General features: G+C 39.7%; 13 protein-coding genes and 2 pseudogenes. 4 read left to right on the top strand and 11 right to left on the bottom strand.

The genetic code is table 11. From position 1 onward, the window contains the following. The first annotated feature begins 116 nt into the window (after positions 1 to 116). Entirely contained in the window at positions 117 to 821 is a 705-nt protein-coding gene (locus F897_RS08150) for an SIMPL domain-containing protein (RefSeq protein WP_005234925.1), read from the top strand. A 166-nt stretch (positions 822 to 987) separates the two neighbouring features. Further along, entirely contained in the window at positions 988 to 1,584 is a 597-nt protein-coding gene (locus F897_RS08145; protein WP_005234923.1) for a phosphatase PAP2 family protein, read from the top strand. 63 nt (positions 1,585 to 1,647) lie between these two features. On the opposite strand, the gene proB is transcribed toward F897_RS08145, so the two are convergent. The 10 genes and pseudogenes from proB to F897_RS08085 form a co-directional block, all read right to left on the bottom strand. Then, positions 1,648 to 2,781, bottom strand: coding sequence for a glutamate 5-kinase (gene proB, locus F897_RS08140; RefSeq protein ID WP_005234922.1), 1,134 nt, complete (start codon positions 2,779 to 2,781; stop codon positions 1,648 to 1,650). 27 nt (positions 2,782 to 2,808) lie between these two features. Next, complete coding sequence (gene cgtA / locus F897_RS08135) at positions 2,809 to 4,014, bottom strand: Obg family GTPase CgtA (RefSeq protein ID WP_004782712.1); 1,206 nt, start codon at positions 4,012 to 4,014, stop codon at positions 2,809 to 2,811. Positions 4,015 to 4,724: 710 nt separating this feature from the next. Then, the gene (locus F897_RS08125; protein WP_005234917.1) at positions 4,725 to 5,033 is read right to left on the bottom strand and encodes a hypothetical protein; all 309 of its coding nucleotides are present in this window, start codon (positions 5,031 to 5,033) and stop codon (positions 4,725 to 4,727) included. Positions 5,034 to 5,062: 29 nt separating this feature from the next. After that, positions 5,063 to 5,437: a winged helix-turn-helix transcriptional regulator gene (locus F897_RS08120; RefSeq protein WP_005234916.1), complete on the bottom strand. Its 375-nt coding sequence runs from the start codon at positions 5,435 to 5,437 to the stop codon at positions 5,063 to 5,065. A 209-nt stretch (positions 5,438 to 5,646) separates the two neighbouring features. Further along, positions 5,647 to 7,104 (bottom strand): glyceraldehyde-3-phosphate dehydrogenase, encoded by a 1,458-nt coding sequence (locus F897_RS08115; RefSeq protein WP_004782721.1) that lies wholly within the window; start codon positions 7,102 to 7,104, stop codon positions 5,647 to 5,649. A 246-nt stretch (positions 7,105 to 7,350) separates the two neighbouring features. After that, positions 7,351 to 8,283 (bottom strand): EamA family transporter RarD, encoded by a 933-nt coding sequence (gene rarD, locus F897_RS08110; protein WP_005234915.1) that lies wholly within the window; start codon positions 8,281 to 8,283, stop codon positions 7,351 to 7,353. Positions 8,284 to 8,452: 169 nt separating this feature from the next. Then, a complete protein-coding gene (locus F897_RS08105) occupies positions 8,453 to 9,052 on the bottom strand; it encodes a lipocalin family protein (RefSeq protein ID WP_005234914.1) in 600 nt (199 codons plus the stop codon). A 142-nt stretch (positions 9,053 to 9,194) separates the two neighbouring features. Beyond that, positions 9,195 to 11,216, bottom strand: coding sequence for an excinuclease ABC subunit UvrB (gene uvrB / locus F897_RS08100; protein ID WP_005234910.1), 2,022 nt, complete (start codon positions 11,214 to 11,216; stop codon positions 9,195 to 9,197). Positions 11,217 to 11,439: 223 nt separating this feature from the next. Then, positions 11,440 to 11,850: pseudogene (locus tag F897_RS17050) on the bottom strand (transposase family protein); the annotation flags it as partial. A gap of 37 nt (positions 11,851 to 11,887) precedes the next feature. Then, positions 11,888 to 12,292, bottom strand: coding sequence for a transposase family protein (locus F897_RS08085; RefSeq protein WP_005234907.1), 405 nt, complete (start codon positions 12,290 to 12,292; stop codon positions 11,888 to 11,890). Positions 12,293 to 12,544: 252 nt separating this feature from the next. Between F897_RS08085 and F897_RS08080 the strand changes: the two genes are divergently transcribed. Next, entirely contained in the window at positions 12,545 to 13,207 is a 663-nt protein-coding gene (locus F897_RS08080) for a hypothetical protein (RefSeq protein WP_005233117.1), read from the top strand. A gap of 380 nt (positions 13,208 to 13,587) precedes the next feature. Here F897_RS08080 and F897_RS08075 read toward each other — a convergent pair whose 3' ends face one another. Then, positions 13,588 to 14,037: a hypothetical protein gene (locus F897_RS08075; protein ID WP_005233118.1), complete on the bottom strand. Its 450-nt coding sequence runs from the start codon at positions 14,035 to 14,037 to the stop codon at positions 13,588 to 13,590. A 311-nt stretch (positions 14,038 to 14,348) separates the two neighbouring features. On the opposite strand from F897_RS08075, the pseudogene F897_RS17475 reads away from it, so the two are divergent. Then, a pseudogene (locus tag F897_RS17475) lies at positions 14,349 to 14,478 on the top strand (IS3 family transposase); the annotation flags it as partial.

Here is a 14,478-nt window from a genome sequence, read left to right as displayed (position 1 = left end):
AAATTAAAGAAAATTTAACACTCTTACGACAAATATTTCGTAAAAAGATCACAATTGAGATTTAATATTTTAACAACGGCTTAGATGGCCAATTTTAAGAAAAACAGGACAATTTCATGCGTCTCTTAGCACTTACCAGTTTGATCCTTGCCAGCACCCTCTCCACAGGCACATTCGCAGCTCCTGCTGAATCTCTGAATTATAATGTTGTTAATCTTTCAGCAGAGGCCAGCCGTGAAATCTCAAATGATGAAATGCATGCTGTGCTTTATATTGAAAAATCCAACAAACAACCAGCTGAACTGGCCACTCAAATTAACCAGCTGATGAGTCAGGCGATCGCCACAGCACGCAAATATCCAACTGTGAAAATCGAGACTGGGGCACAAAGTACTTACCCTATTTATGACAATGACAACCGTAAATTGAAAGAATGGCGTGGTCGTGCCCAAATTCGTCTGGAATCGAAAGATTTTAAAGCGACATCTCAACTGATTGCCGAATTACAACAGCACTTCCAGACCCAGTCGATTAACTTTAAAGTATCAGACGAAAAGCGTAAAAAAGTTGAAAGCGAACTGATAATTGAAGCCACCAAAAACTTCCAGCAACGCGCACAGGCACTCACCCAGACCTGGAATAAACCGAGTTATCAACTGGTGAACTTAAACCTGAATACTAACAATTATTCACCACAGCCAGTACCGCGTATGGCCATGATGAAATCTGCATCGGCTGATATGGCGGTTCCTGAGCAGGAATTTGCGGCGGGTGAATCGCAAATGACCGTCAGCGCGAATGGGGCGATTCAGTTTAAATAAGACTTCATTATATTCCTCAGACTTTTAAGAACCACTCTTTTGAGTGGTTTTTTTATCATGTGAATATTCTCTGAAAAATCAATGCTACAAATTCATACAAACTCAGATATGAATTGAGCTTTGATCGGTTTAGAGTAACGGACATTTGTGTCAACCCTCTCTCCTCATGTCACTCGATCAATTGAACCTGTATCTGTTTCATCTTCTCAATGTACCTGACCAAGCCTCGATCTGGATGATTAACTATGCCAGTCTGATAGCGCATGATCTGGTGTATGTATTCCTGCTGATTTTTGCTATTGCCTGGCTGCGTGGTAGTCATGAAGTAAAAACCGGGATTATTAAAGCTGCAATCTTCACAGCAATTACCTTGTCGATTAGCGAGGTATTATCTGCAGTTCTAAACACACCTCGCCCTTTTGTCATGGAAGTTGGCCGAACTCTGATTGAACATGCGCCTACAGGTTCATTCCCAAGCAATCACATGAGTATTTTCAGCGGGATTGCCTTTGCCTATTATTTCTCAGCACAACGTGATTTGGGACGAATCCTGCTCTGGACTGCTTGGCTGGTAGCCTGGTCACGAGTTTATGTGGGTGTACATTTTCCGATTGATATGGTGGGAGCATTCCTGATTGCTTTAGCAGTCAATCTTGCCGGCTTACCGCTCTGGTGGAAATATGAGAATAAAATCATGCGCTTTATTTTCAGTATTCATCAATTCCTGTTTAAGCCTTTTATTCGAATGGGATGGATTAAATAAACTTAATCCAAATGTCATAAAAAAATCCCGCTCGAAAGCGGGATTTTTTTATAGACCGAAGATTTAGTAAATCGCCATATGATTGCGGTGAATCATCTCTAAAGAACGCGCTTCACCTAAGACCTGATGCACTTTATCTGAGGCCAGACCTTTGACGATTTCTGCTGAACGCGAACTGAAGTTGACACGTCCTACAGCAATACGGTGACCTTGTCGATCGACACATTCCACTACATCACCACGGTCAAAATGTCCTTCTACCGCTTTGACACCGACAGGCAACAAGCTACGGTGATTTTCTTTGATGGCTTTAACCGCACCATCATCAATCACCAGACGACCTGCAGTTTGCAGATGCGCTGCTAACCATTGCTGATGTGCAGTCATGCGATCATCATCAGTGATAAAAAGTGTACCCAACATTTCACCTGCCATTAGGCGCGATAAAACATTGTCGCTATCACCACTAGCGATCAGCGTTGGACAACCAGATTTTGCAGCCAGACGTGCAGCACGGACTTTGGTCAGCATACCGCCACGACCAAATTTTCCGCCGCCGCCTGCCATATCAAACAGGCTTTCATCCATGGCACGCACGGTATGAAACAGTTTGGCATCCGGATTAGAACGTGGATCCGAGTCAAACATGCCTTCCTGATCAGTCAGGATAATCAGCAGATCTGCATGAACTTGACCTGCGACCATCGCTGCGAGTGTATCGTTATCACCAAAGCGGATTTCATCAGTAGAAACCGTGTCATTTTCATTAATGACTGGAATCACATGCCAGTCAATCAGGTGTTGCAAAGCATCACAAGAGTTGAGATAGCGACGACGGTCTGCCAGATCATCATGAGTCAATAATACCTGAGCGGTTTGAATGCTGTGTTTTTCCAGTACACTTGACCAGGTCTGGATTAAACCCATTTGACCAATGGCAGCACAAGCCTGAAGACTGGGTAGATCCGTGGGTCGATTCTCAAGTTTCATTCGAACCATACCTTCAGCCACAGCTCCGGAAGAAACGAGAATAATCTCGTGTCCGGCATTGTGTAGATCCGCGATTTGTCCTGCCCAATGCGAGATCGCATCTAAATCTAAACCTTGCCCGTTTGCTGTGAGTAAAGATGATCCGATTTTAACAACGATTCGTTTACAACCCTTGAGCTGACGTTGCCCATCTACCACTTCTATCATCTTGTCCTCAGACTTATCTTTAAAAGATTAACGTACGTAATATACTTCTACGTCGCTGTCGTCATCATCTTCATCATCAAAGTCATCGCCACCCAGACGTTGAGCGCGACGCATTTCACGATAAGCTTCTTTCGCAGCAATCGTTTGTTCACGTGTTTCAGCTTCAAGCTGATCACGGAATTCTTTCATCTCTGCTGCGTATTCAGGATCTTCAACTTCGCGTTCGCGTTGCTGCTCGATTTGATCCATCAGGTAATACACCACATCCTTAGTGCCTTCAGCCGTTAAGCCTGAAGTTTTAAAGACAGGACCTTCCCACTGCAATTCTTCAAGAATGTGATTACACCATTCGTCACGAGTATCTACAGCAAGCTGATCGACCTTGTTTAGAACCAATACCACTGGTAATTTTGAAAGTGTTGGGGAGAATTTTTGCAACTCATTCAAAATCGCTTTGGCATTGTAAGCTGGATCTGAACCGTCAATCGGTTGAACATCTACAATGTGAAGCAGAATACGGGTACGTGCCAAATGTTTCAGGAAGCGAATCCCGAGACCTGCACCTTCTGCCGCACCTTCGATCAGACCTGGAATATCCGCCATCACGAATGAACGGTGACGATCCGCATCCACTACACCCAGGTTAGGCACCATGGTTGTGAATGGATAATCCGCCACTTTTGGTTTTGCAGCAGAAACTGCACGGATAAAGGTTGATTTACCTGCGTTTGGCATGCCGAGCAAGCCAACATCAGCCAGCACTTTCAGCTCAAGACGGATTTCACGGAATTCGCCTTTGGTACCATGCGTACATTTACGCGGAGAACGGTTGGTTGATGATTTGAAGTGGGTATTACCCAAACCACCTTGGCCGCCATGTGCCACTAATACTTTCTGGCCGTCTTCAACCAGATCTCCAATAATATCGCCAGATTCAGAATCGACGATAGTTGTTCCCACAGGAACTTTTAAAATAACTGATTCGCCACCACGACCAGCACAGTTTGCGCCAGCACCGTTTTTACCACGTTCAGCGCGAAATTTACGGGTATAACGATAATCTACAAGGGTACTCGTGTCGTCGTCAGCCTGAATATAAATGCTGCCGCCACGACCACCATCACCACCATCTGGACCACCAAATGGTACGAACTTTTCACGGCGAAAACTGGCTACGCCATTGCCACCGTCGCCAGCCTCTACGGTAATGACTGCTTCATCAACAAAGCGCATAATGCCAATCCTCTAAAAACTTTAAAAACCGCCTATTCTGCCATATTTTAAAGCATTTCTCGACTATATTTATTGGGCTTTCCATGAAGAAGACCCAATTTAAGATTATTTTATATTATTCAAGCAAAAAGCTGATACAGATTGACGATTTATCAAGAAATTATTGTGAGGAACTTATACAAAATAAAGATCAACAAAATATTTGTACTTAGCTTAGATTTGAGTTAGGTCTTTTCTTATAGTTGAAGTGATTTACTACTTTAAGCTTAATTTTCTTGATTGTGTTTTACTCTTTGATTGAGTTGATTTTGAAAAATAACTCATTTGTAATCCAAAAAAAAATTATCAACTGTCTTATTAAGTTTTATAAAAACAAGGTTGATGAGCTAATTTCTAAGCTCTTGGGTCGGTCTATTAGCTTCACCTACTGTCATATCAAGATCATTTTCATATTTTAAATAATTAGCTTTAAAGTAAGTATCATCGTTACCATATGTTCCAATATGATCACAGAGCCCTTTTATACCTTCATTCACCAACTCACATTCAGAATTAAAATTATTTACCAATGTCTTTAATTCTATATTTTCCTTTTGATACCGAACTATCATATCCAGATTTTTTTTGAGTGAAGACGTTCGATCTTTTAATTTTTCAATTTCAAAAAGATACTGGTTATTAAAAAGTTTTTCTCTATTTTCACTTAATTGTCATGATTTAAATTGATATTTCACGCTATTTGCTACATCTATCAAATGACTCTCTAATGCAAGCAAAGATGCATAATTATCTTTAGACATACTAGATAGAATTTCACTCCCTTTCTGCTCTCTCCAGCTTGTATAAGTCATTAATACGGCTATTGGAGCAAAGATTGCAGCTGACCAAAGTAAAAGATTAGTCGCTAAAGTGAGATCAACTTCTAAAAGTTGAAAGATCGCATAAATAGCGATGCATAAAGTTAGGATAATTGCGTACACTGCCAATAATCGAGCAACTAAATTTTCTGATTTATCCATTTATTGCTTCCCCAAAAGCAATTTAAGTTTTATTTAGCAACACGCTCTTTATTTTCCAAAATCTCTGGCAAACTCCGCTCTACCCAGCCAATCAAATAATTTATTTTTTCTGCCGCTTGCGAACCAGTAATGGTCAATTGATATTCCACTTTAGGGGGTACAATCGGATATACCGTTCTTAAAATAAAACCGTCCTGCTCCAGCATTTTTAAGGTTTGTGCAAGCATCTTTTCACTGATCCCTTCAATTCGCTGCTTCAGCTCACTAAAACGATGTACACCCTCACTTAAACAGCGCAATACCAGCACTGACCATTTATTGGTGAGATGTTCCAGTATTTCACGGGATGAACATTCATTAGATAGCACCTGTCCCAACAATGGACTGATTGCATACTTGGTCATTGAAAAGTTCCTTTCTTGATCACAGTTTTTAGTTATTACTTACTATTTTTATGTACTTACCATTTGTAAGTTAACAGATTCATATGGACGTATCAAGGTGAATTTTCCATCAATTAATGCAATAGTTTTATAAAGCTGATTTGCCACCTTTATCTTCCACAATAAAAAAGAGCCTCAAAAGAGGCTCTTTTTTAGATCACTTCTACAAATTATGCATTTGTTTCAGCAGGAACTTTTGGATAGCTTACGCCGCCCATTTGTTCAGCAATGCGAAGTACCTGGCAGCTATAACCTACTTCGTTGTCATACCAAACGTAGCAAGTTAAACGGTTGCCTGAAGTGATAGTCGCTTGAGCGTCGAATACACCTGCAGTACGCGAACCGATAAAGTCAGAAGATACAACTTCAGTAGAGTTTGTATAACCGATTTGACCTTGAAGGTTAGAATTGATTGAGATTTGGCGAATGTATTCATTCACTTCATCACGATCAACTTCTTTATCTAAAGTCAGGTTCAGGATCGCAAGAGATACGTTTGGTGTAGGAACACGTACAGAGTTACCAGTCAACTTGCCTTTCAGTGCAGGAAGTGCTTTCGCAACTGCTTTAGCAGCACCAGTTTCAGTGATGACCATGTTCAATGTTGCAGCACGGCCACGACGGTCAGCTTTGTGGTAGTTGTCGATCAGGTTCTGGTCGTTTGTGAACGAGTGAACTGTTTCAACGTGACCATTGATCACTGTGTATTTGTCGTTTAACACTTTCAATGTTGGAGTGATCGCATTGGTTGTACAGCTTGCAGCAGAGATGATTTGATCTTCATCAAGGATGTCAGCCTGGTTCACACCAAATACAACGTTCTTCATGTCACCTTTACCAGGTGCAGTCAGAATTACACGGGCAGCGCCTGGGCATTTAAGGTGTTGAGCAAGACCTTCAGCATCACGCCATTTACCAGTGTTATCGATCACTAATGCATTTTCGATACCGTATGCAGTGTAATCCACTTCAGATGGATTAGATGCATAGATCACTTTGATGAACTGACCGTTTGCAATAATTGCTTCGTTTTCTTCATCTACAGAAATCGTACCCGCGAATGGACCATGGATTGAGTCACGACGTAATAAAGACGCACGTTTTTCAAGGTCACCGTCAGATGATTTACGAACTACGATTGCTTTCAGGTTCAAGCCACGGCCTAGACCTGACTGGCTGATCATCAAACGGGCAAGGATACGACCGATACGACCGAAACCGTAAAGAACAACGTCTTTACCTTCAACAGAAGTTGCATTGCCTTCAAGTGATTTCACAGCATCAGCAACGAATGCGTTAACATCACCACCTTTCGCTTTGAATTCAACAGCAAGTTTGCCTAGATCAATTTCAGCAGTACCGATGTTTTCCACTTTTGCCAATGCTTCAAGGATTGGGAAAGTGTCTACAACAGAAAGCTCAACGTCTAATACGCGAGTACGACGATGCGCTTTAAGGATCTGGATTACAGAACGGTTAATTAAAGAGCGACCGTAAACTGTAGCTACGATATTTTTTTCACGATATAACTGACCTACTAGGGCAATCATACGTTCCGCAAGTTCTTCACGGTTTTTCCAACGACCTTGGTGCTCTGCATGGAGGGCAACGATAGTGTCTTTGCTCACAGATACGTCCTCTAATTAATTGTAAATCTAAGCATAAATTTCAAAACCCGATAATTGTAATGGAATTAGCCGCAAGTTTGAATCAAAAGCTGATTAACTCTGGCCGAAAATCCGATATATTCACTATAAATTTTGAAAATAATTGTAATTAGTCAGATGATTTTGCATTTAAAATTTGAAAAATCATCTACTAACTATAAAAACCAGATTTTTGTTAAATGTTGTTTATTCAGTCAAATTTATCATTCAAGAATCTAAACGTTTCTGATAACGCTCTAAATTTTGTGCTAGTGCCAAGCGTCTTTTTCGTTGTTCAATAATGTGTAGTATACCTTCAATCACCAACAATACGACGGCCAGCCAGATCGGAAGATAAGTCAGCCATTCGCCAGCTTCAACCCGCTCCCCTAATGCCATAGACGCAAAAGCCAAAAGTACTGGTTCTAAATAGCTCAATAACCCAAAGATGACAAAAGGCAAATAGCGACTCGCCAGAATATAGCTTCCCAATCCTAACGCACTTAAAAAGCCTAGACCCAATACCGCAAAAATCAAATGCTGTGCATTAAGAATTAATTGCATGGAATCGCTATGAATAAAGCCCAGATAAATCGCGACAGGCAGAATGATGAAAAGGTCCCACCAGAAACCGCCCAAATGATCCGTCTGGAATTTACGGCGCATAAAGAAATACAGCGGATATGCCAGTGCTACATACACCGTTTCCCACGCGATCGAACCGATCCTCCAGATTTCATGTCCTACACCTAATATGGCCAGTGCGACTGCTGCCATTTGCCAGCGAGACAACTTCTCTTTATAGAGCACACATCCGACCAAGACCATGACTAAAGGCAACAGGAAATATCCCAGGGATACCTGTAAACCGCGGCCATTAATTGGTCCCCATAAAAAGAGCCACAACTGTGTCGTACATAACAGGGAACTGATGATCAACCAGATCAGAAAAGCAGGCTGTTTGAGAATGCGTTTAAAAATATGAGTGATATGACTCAAATCGCCTGACCACCACATGAACGCAGTCAAAAATGGAATGGTCGCCAGCATCCGCCAGGCAAAGGTTTGTTCACTGTCTAAAGGCTGCAACAATGGCGTGAATATATAAAGAACACCAAATACCACTGATGCCAATACCGATAATGCAATACCTTTATACATGCTTCAAATCCAAGATCATTCCAGCACATTATAACGATTAGTCTAAAATAAAGCTTGAAGATTCATCTGACCAAAGGTAATAGCAAGGCAAAATATATAATTCAAAAAAGAGATGGATTAAAAAAAACCATGCCGAAGCAGGTTTTTTATACATAACCCGATTGGCCTTTTATTTTCTTGCCTGTTGGGTCTGTTTGGTATGTATCACATCACTCAAATCATAACCCACAGATTGCGCATATTGCAGGTATTCATTCACCACGTTCTGATCAAGTTGAGGGTCACGTGACAATACCCACATATATTTACGTTTAGGCTCGCCTACCAGTACGGTTTGATAATTATCATCCAGTTTCAATACCCAATAATCGCCACGGCCCACTGGCAACCAGCGAATAAACTCTGGTAAGAAACTTACTTTGAGCTTGGTGTTATAAGGTGCATTCTGAATGTATGCCTCACCCACTGATTGGGTCACCTGACCATTTTTCTGGATACAGCGGTTATCTACATTAACGTTACCATTTTCATTTAATGTATACGTCGCCGTAACATCACGATCACACTTGTTCTGGAATGTAAGTGGTTTACGAGCCACTTCATACCAGGTGCCCAAATAACGGTCCAGTTCAACTTTCTCTACAGTGGGTAAAGAATCGTTCTTGGCATAAGCCATGGTTGCAGCCCCGAGTCCAAGTAGAACTGCACCACCCACTGCAATTTTTGCAAGTTTCAATCCCGCATGAGGGAGATTATTTTTAGTTGCCATACAATACCTATTTGATCAGGACAAAATTTTCAACATGAATATTTCGTACTTACAATAGCGACATCCGCAGACATACTTTGTAGCATTATGTTAGGTTTGTGATTGATTTTGCGTAATTTAAATCTGTAATTTACACACAGACCTAACTTAACATCTGCGCTTTTAAACGTAAAATTTCATCCCGTATACGTGCAGCCTGCTCAAATTGTAGCTCTTTTGAAGCCTTGAGCATTTCTTTCTCCAGTTTATTGATATGCTTCGCGAACATCTTTGGATCGGCCATGATATGGCGCTCATCTGCACTGATCGCACGGGCCTGATCCGAAGCTTTCAGCTCAATAGTTTCATCATCCAGCACTTCACCCGTATCAATTTCCTTAATCACCTGACGTACTGCACTACGTGGTGTAATACCATGCTCTTCATTGAACTGAATCTGTTTGGCACGACGGCGTTCAGTCTCATCAATGGCTTTTTGCATTGAATCGGTGATGCGATCCGCATACAAAATCGCTTTACCTTTCAAGTTACGCGCAGCACGACCAATGGTCTGAATCAATGAACGTTCTGAACGCAGAAAACCTTCTTTATCCGCATCCAGGATTGCAACCAGTGAAACTTCTGGCATATCCAGACCTTCACGCAGCAGGTTAATGCCGACCAGAACATCATACACACCGGTACGTAGCTCATGAATAATCTTCACACGCTCAACGGTATCAATATCGGAATGCAAATAGGCAACCTTGATTCCATATTCTTTTAAATAGGATGTCAGGTCTTCTGCCATGCGCTTGGTCAAGGTCGTCACCAGCACACGCTCATTCATTTCCTTACGGATATTGATTTCAGACAGTACATCATCGACCTGAGTCAGGACTGGACGGATTTCAATTTCCGGATCAATCAGACCGGTTGGACGAACCACCTGCTCGACCACCTGTTCAGATTTTTCCAGTTCATATCTTGCAGGTGTGGCACTGACGTACACGGTCGTCGGTACAATACGTTCCCATTCCTCAAATTTCATCGGACGGTTATCCAGCGCACTTGGCAAGCGGAAACCATAATTCACCAGATTTTCTTTACGGGAACGGTCACCTTTGTACATGGCTCCAATTTGTGGAACAGTCACGTGCGATTCATCAATAATCAGCAAGGCATCATCAGGTACATAATCAAAAAGCGTCGGCGGTGCTTCGCCTGCCGGACGACCCGATAAATGACGTGAATAGTTTTCGATCCCGTTGGTATAACCGAGCTGCTGCATCATTTCCAGATCATAACGGGTACGCTGCTCGATCCGCTGAGCTTCCAGCAACTTGTCATTTTCACGGAAAAAGACCAGACGTTCTTTTAACTCATCTCGAATCGTTTCAATCGCGCGAGCCAGATTGTCTTTAGGTGTTACATAGTGACTTTTAGGATAGATCGTGACACGCGGCACTTTACGGATCATTTTCCCGGTTAAAGGATCAAACCAGCGAATGGAGTCGACTTCATCATCAAACAGTTCAATCCGGATGGCATCCTGATCCGATTCGGCTGGGAAAATATCAATGATCTCACCACGGATACGATAGGTACCACGCAGGAATTCCAGTTCATTACGTGAATACTGCATTTCGACCAGACGACGGATAATATCATCACGACCAATGCGATCCCCTTCCACCACATGCAGCAGCATGCTCATATAAGCATTCGGATCACCCAGACCATAAATTGCAGACACCGAAGCAACAATAATCGCGTCACGTCGTTCTAAAAGTGCACGAGTGGCCGAAAGACGCATCTGGTCAATGTGGTCATTAATCGCCGCATCTTTCTCGATAAAGGTATCTGAAGATGGCACATAGGCTTCTGGCTGATAGTAGTCATAATAACTGACGAAATATTCAACCGCATTATTCGGGAAAAATGCTTTAAATTCGCCATAAAGCTGTGCAGCCAGCGTTTTGTTATGGGCCATGACAATAGTCGGACGCTGGGTACGGGCGATGACATTGGCCATAGTATAGGTTTTACCTGAACCGGTAACCCCCAGCAAAAGCTGATCGTGATAGCCTTTTTCTATACCCTTGACCAGCTTTTCAATGGCCTGTGGCTGATCGCCAGCAGGTTGATAATTAGTCACCAGTTCAAAGGGTTGTTTATCACTCATAGCTTTAATAATTTCACTGCGGATATCGACTCAATTTATTATGGGGGTAAAATTGAATTACTCAATCCCTATCCAGGTTTCTGTTTAGTAAAATAAATCGAGTGAAATATTATGCTTTCGTAGCCTAAAACCATTTTAGTTCTAATCTTTTCTATCAAAATTGAATCAGTATAAGTTTTGATTCGGTTCCTTACCTTATTCTGGCTTATTCAATAGACTTCCTTCATAAATCATTTTTCAACCAATTTAATTGTTTATCTTTCACCCAATCTAAATTGTATATGCCAGCAAGTAAATTAAACCGCAGGTTTAATCGTTTACGACGATTTCTATATACACAAGATAAAATCTTAAAACATTTCATCCTTCCAAATACATGCTCTACTTGAATTCGTCTACGGCCAATCTCTTTATTTAACTTTTTTAATTCAGAATCTAGTTGTTCAGTTTTCTTTGCTTTAGATGGCATGAGGCATCCAAAACCCAATTTCTTTATCCCTAAATACCCCTTATCAACGATAAAAAAGGGCTTAAATTTTAATTTCCTCATGCTTTTTTTGAATATTTTAAAATCATGCATGCTTCCATGACTTCCACATACACTCAGTATTTCACCTGTTGCATAGTGCATAGATAGCTGAAATTTAAAGGTATGTCGCTTTTTTTTACCGCTATACCATTTCTTCTGTTTTTTTTGGACGTTGAATTAATATTTCAGTTGCATCAATCACAACAACTTCCCAATCCACTTCATCTCGATTAGGAAGTTGTTTTGGCAAGTTAAATTTTCCAGAACGGATTAAGGTATCTTCAATAACACGTGTGATACGAATTGCACTCGTTTCAGATACACCGTAACTCATACCAAGATGAAAAAATGTTCGATATTCTCTCCAATATTCTATACATAAGAGCAAACGATCTTCCAACGGTAATTTATGCGGTCGTCCTTTACCAATATGACAAGGTAAATGCTTATTTAGCTCGGCCAACATGAGGTTAAATGTAGCCCAGCTAACACCGGTAAGCCTACGAAATTTAACGTCTGATAATTTTTGAATATCTTTGAATTTCATCCAAGAATTATCCCTTGAATTAAATAATTTTGCTGATTAATTTAAGATCAAATAAATTGTACGTTTTTTGATTTATGACGGAAGTCTAATCTATAAAAGAATTTTTTAGACATATTAACCAATTTTTTATTATCGATAACTTGCGATATTTTTATAGTTAATAAGATCCTTTGTAAAGTTATAAAAGCTTATAACTTTTTAATTATTAAATTATATTACTGCTAATTAAATAGAGAGAAAAATCTAAAAATCATGAAACCATTTCAATTTTTACCATTACTATCAATTTTATTTCCCACAATAACTCAAGCTGAAAACTTATCAGTTATACCTTATTTCCAAGGATATGGAACATATGAGTTTGGGGTTATTGTGAAAAAGCTAATGCCTAAAGAACAGCATGTATGGTGGGATTACTTATCAAATGAAAAAAATATTAAATGGTTAACAAGTGGATCTAAAGAAATTATTAACTATGACGGCTCTATAGAATCTTCTAGACAAGGTTTGGTCCGTATTAATGTTTTAGGTAGTACCCCAACAATTCTCAAAGATCGTAAGTATGAACTCCCTTGGACAATAACCTATAAGGGGGGACAGGCAAGATTTGGAGTTACGAAAGTATTGTTAGAACCTGGAGATATAACTAATGGCTGTTTTGGTTATCCAACAAGTAATTGTTCATTTGAACATATTCCATCTTTAAAAAAGCAGGGGATTATTACTAAAAAGATTTGTTTAGATAAAACAAAAAATTCACTTGTATATGAAGCTTATCAACTATCTGCTGCTGGAAAAAAAACCACTTATCTTTACAAGGTAAACAGTATTGGATCTGGTGGAGATTCTACAAGTTTTGAACTTTACTACTCATCAAATGCACAAGAATTTTGTTCTCAAATTGATGTTTTTTAATTAAAGGGCTTATTTTTATAACTTATTGATGTAACTTTTTGCCAATTTTACCTTATAAAAAAAATACTTGACTATTTCCTTCATGGGGTTGTTTCCTTAAATAGCTAAAACAACCCTATTTTTAAAAAAAATTAACCATAAGTTATTGTTTTATATTAGAAATATTTTAAAAAAGAATCAAAATTATTTTTTTTGGTAGCTTATGCTAATAAATAAAGTAGTTTTACCTCACTCAACTAAATCTCTTTGAGTTTTGTTCTTTAATTTAACGAGTGTTGTAAAAAGATTCAGGACATTGCCCTTTTATAGAATGTAAATTTTTATTATTTAGACTAAGTATTAAAAGACCCACTGAAGTGGGTCTTATTTTAATTTCTTTTTTAACCTAAGCCTATTACGACTTGAGCTCCCTGAAAAGTATTACCTGAAAAACTTGATCCACCAATACTAAGGCTTTCTTGATTTCCAGTAATATTTAAGCCAATTGGCCTTAGATCCAATTTGGAAATAACTGCAGAATCACTCCCTGTCTTTTTAATTCTCAAAATTTTTGTAGTTCCAATAAAAATCTCAATTACCCCTTCTTCAGGTTTAGTGACCTCAACACCTTTTACAGTTGGAACATTTCTATCAACTAACAATATTAATTCTTTCGTTGATGAATTTTGCACAGCTTGAAGCCAAATTACAGGACCTGGGCCATTTCCGACTAGCAATGGTAATTCACTACCTAAAGAAAATGGAAAACCACCACCTAAAACCTTATTGCTACATAAATTAAGCGTTTGGAATGCTTTGTAGTCTGTTGGAAGATTATGAAGACTATACATTACTTATCCTTCGCCTTAACAGTTGATCGTGATGGAGGGTTACTTTTGAAATGTTCATCTATACGCTTTAGAAGTTCTTTTTTAGGATTTGGAACTATATAAAGACCAATAAAATAACCAATACATGCAATACCTACTGCCACAAAACCTGTAACCACCTCATATGGTTCTAACTTTGTTGCATAACCAAGTTGTTGAGCTATAAATCTTCCCACACTTGTAAGAAGTAATCCAAAACCTATAAAGAACACACTGCTTGAATGAACCGTACCGGGTTTGTCGGAGAGTCAATATTCTGAGAGACTACCCCGATGACAAAATTAAAATATACCCCTGAAATCAGAGAAAGAGCGGTTCAATTATTGATTGAATCTGAAAAAGATTATCCTTCTACTTGGGCTGCAATCACAGCAATTGCGCCTAAGATTGGTTGTACTCCTG

This window comes from Acinetobacter variabilis (assembly GCF_000369625.1).
Taxonomy (GTDB): Bacteria; Pseudomonadota; Gammaproteobacteria; order Pseudomonadales; family Moraxellaceae; genus Acinetobacter; species Acinetobacter variabilis.
Note: the sequence above shows the minus strand (reverse complement) of the source record. Positions and strands in the feature narration are given on the sequence as shown.

Bases quoted from the DNA above. Each gene is read 5' to 3' on its own strand.
- rarD (WP_005234915.1), bottom strand. From the start codon at position 8,283: ATGTATAAAGGTATTGCATTATCGGTATTGGCATCAGTGGTATTTGGT.
- F897_RS08085 (WP_005234907.1), bottom strand. From the start codon at position 12,292: ATGAAATTCAAAGATATTCAAAAATTATCAGACGTTAAATTTCGTAGG.
- uvrB (WP_005234910.1), bottom strand. From the start codon at position 11,216: ATGAGTGATAAACAACCCTTTGAACTGGTGACTAATTATCAACCTGCT.
- F897_RS08080 (WP_005233117.1), top strand. From the start codon at position 12,545: ATGAAACCATTTCAATTTTTACCATTACTATCAATTTTATTTCCCACA.
- F897_RS08120 (WP_005234916.1), bottom strand. From the start codon at position 5,437: ATGACCAAGTATGCAATCAGTCCATTGTTGGGACAGGTGCTATCTAAT.
- F897_RS08150 (WP_005234925.1), top strand. From the start codon at position 117: ATGCGTCTCTTAGCACTTACCAGTTTGATCCTTGCCAGCACCCTCTCC.
- F897_RS08145 (WP_005234923.1), top strand. From the start codon at position 988: ATGTCACTCGATCAATTGAACCTGTATCTGTTTCATCTTCTCAATGTA.
- F897_RS08105 (WP_005234914.1), bottom strand. From the start codon at position 9,052: ATGGCAACTAAAAATAATCTCCCTCATGCGGGATTGAAACTTGCAAAA.
- F897_RS08075 (WP_005233118.1), bottom strand. From the start codon at position 14,037: ATGTATAGTCTTCATAATCTTCCAACAGACTACAAAGCATTCCAAACG.
- proB (WP_005234922.1), bottom strand. From the start codon at position 2,781: ATGATAGAAGTGGTAGATGGGCAACGTCAGCTCAAGGGTTGTAAACGA.
- F897_RS08125 (WP_005234917.1), bottom strand. From the start codon at position 5,033: ATGGATAAATCAGAAAATTTAGTTGCTCGATTATTGGCAGTGTACGCA.
- cgtA (WP_004782712.1), bottom strand. From the start codon at position 4,014: ATGCGCTTTGTTGATGAAGCAGTCATTACCGTAGAGGCTGGCGACGGT.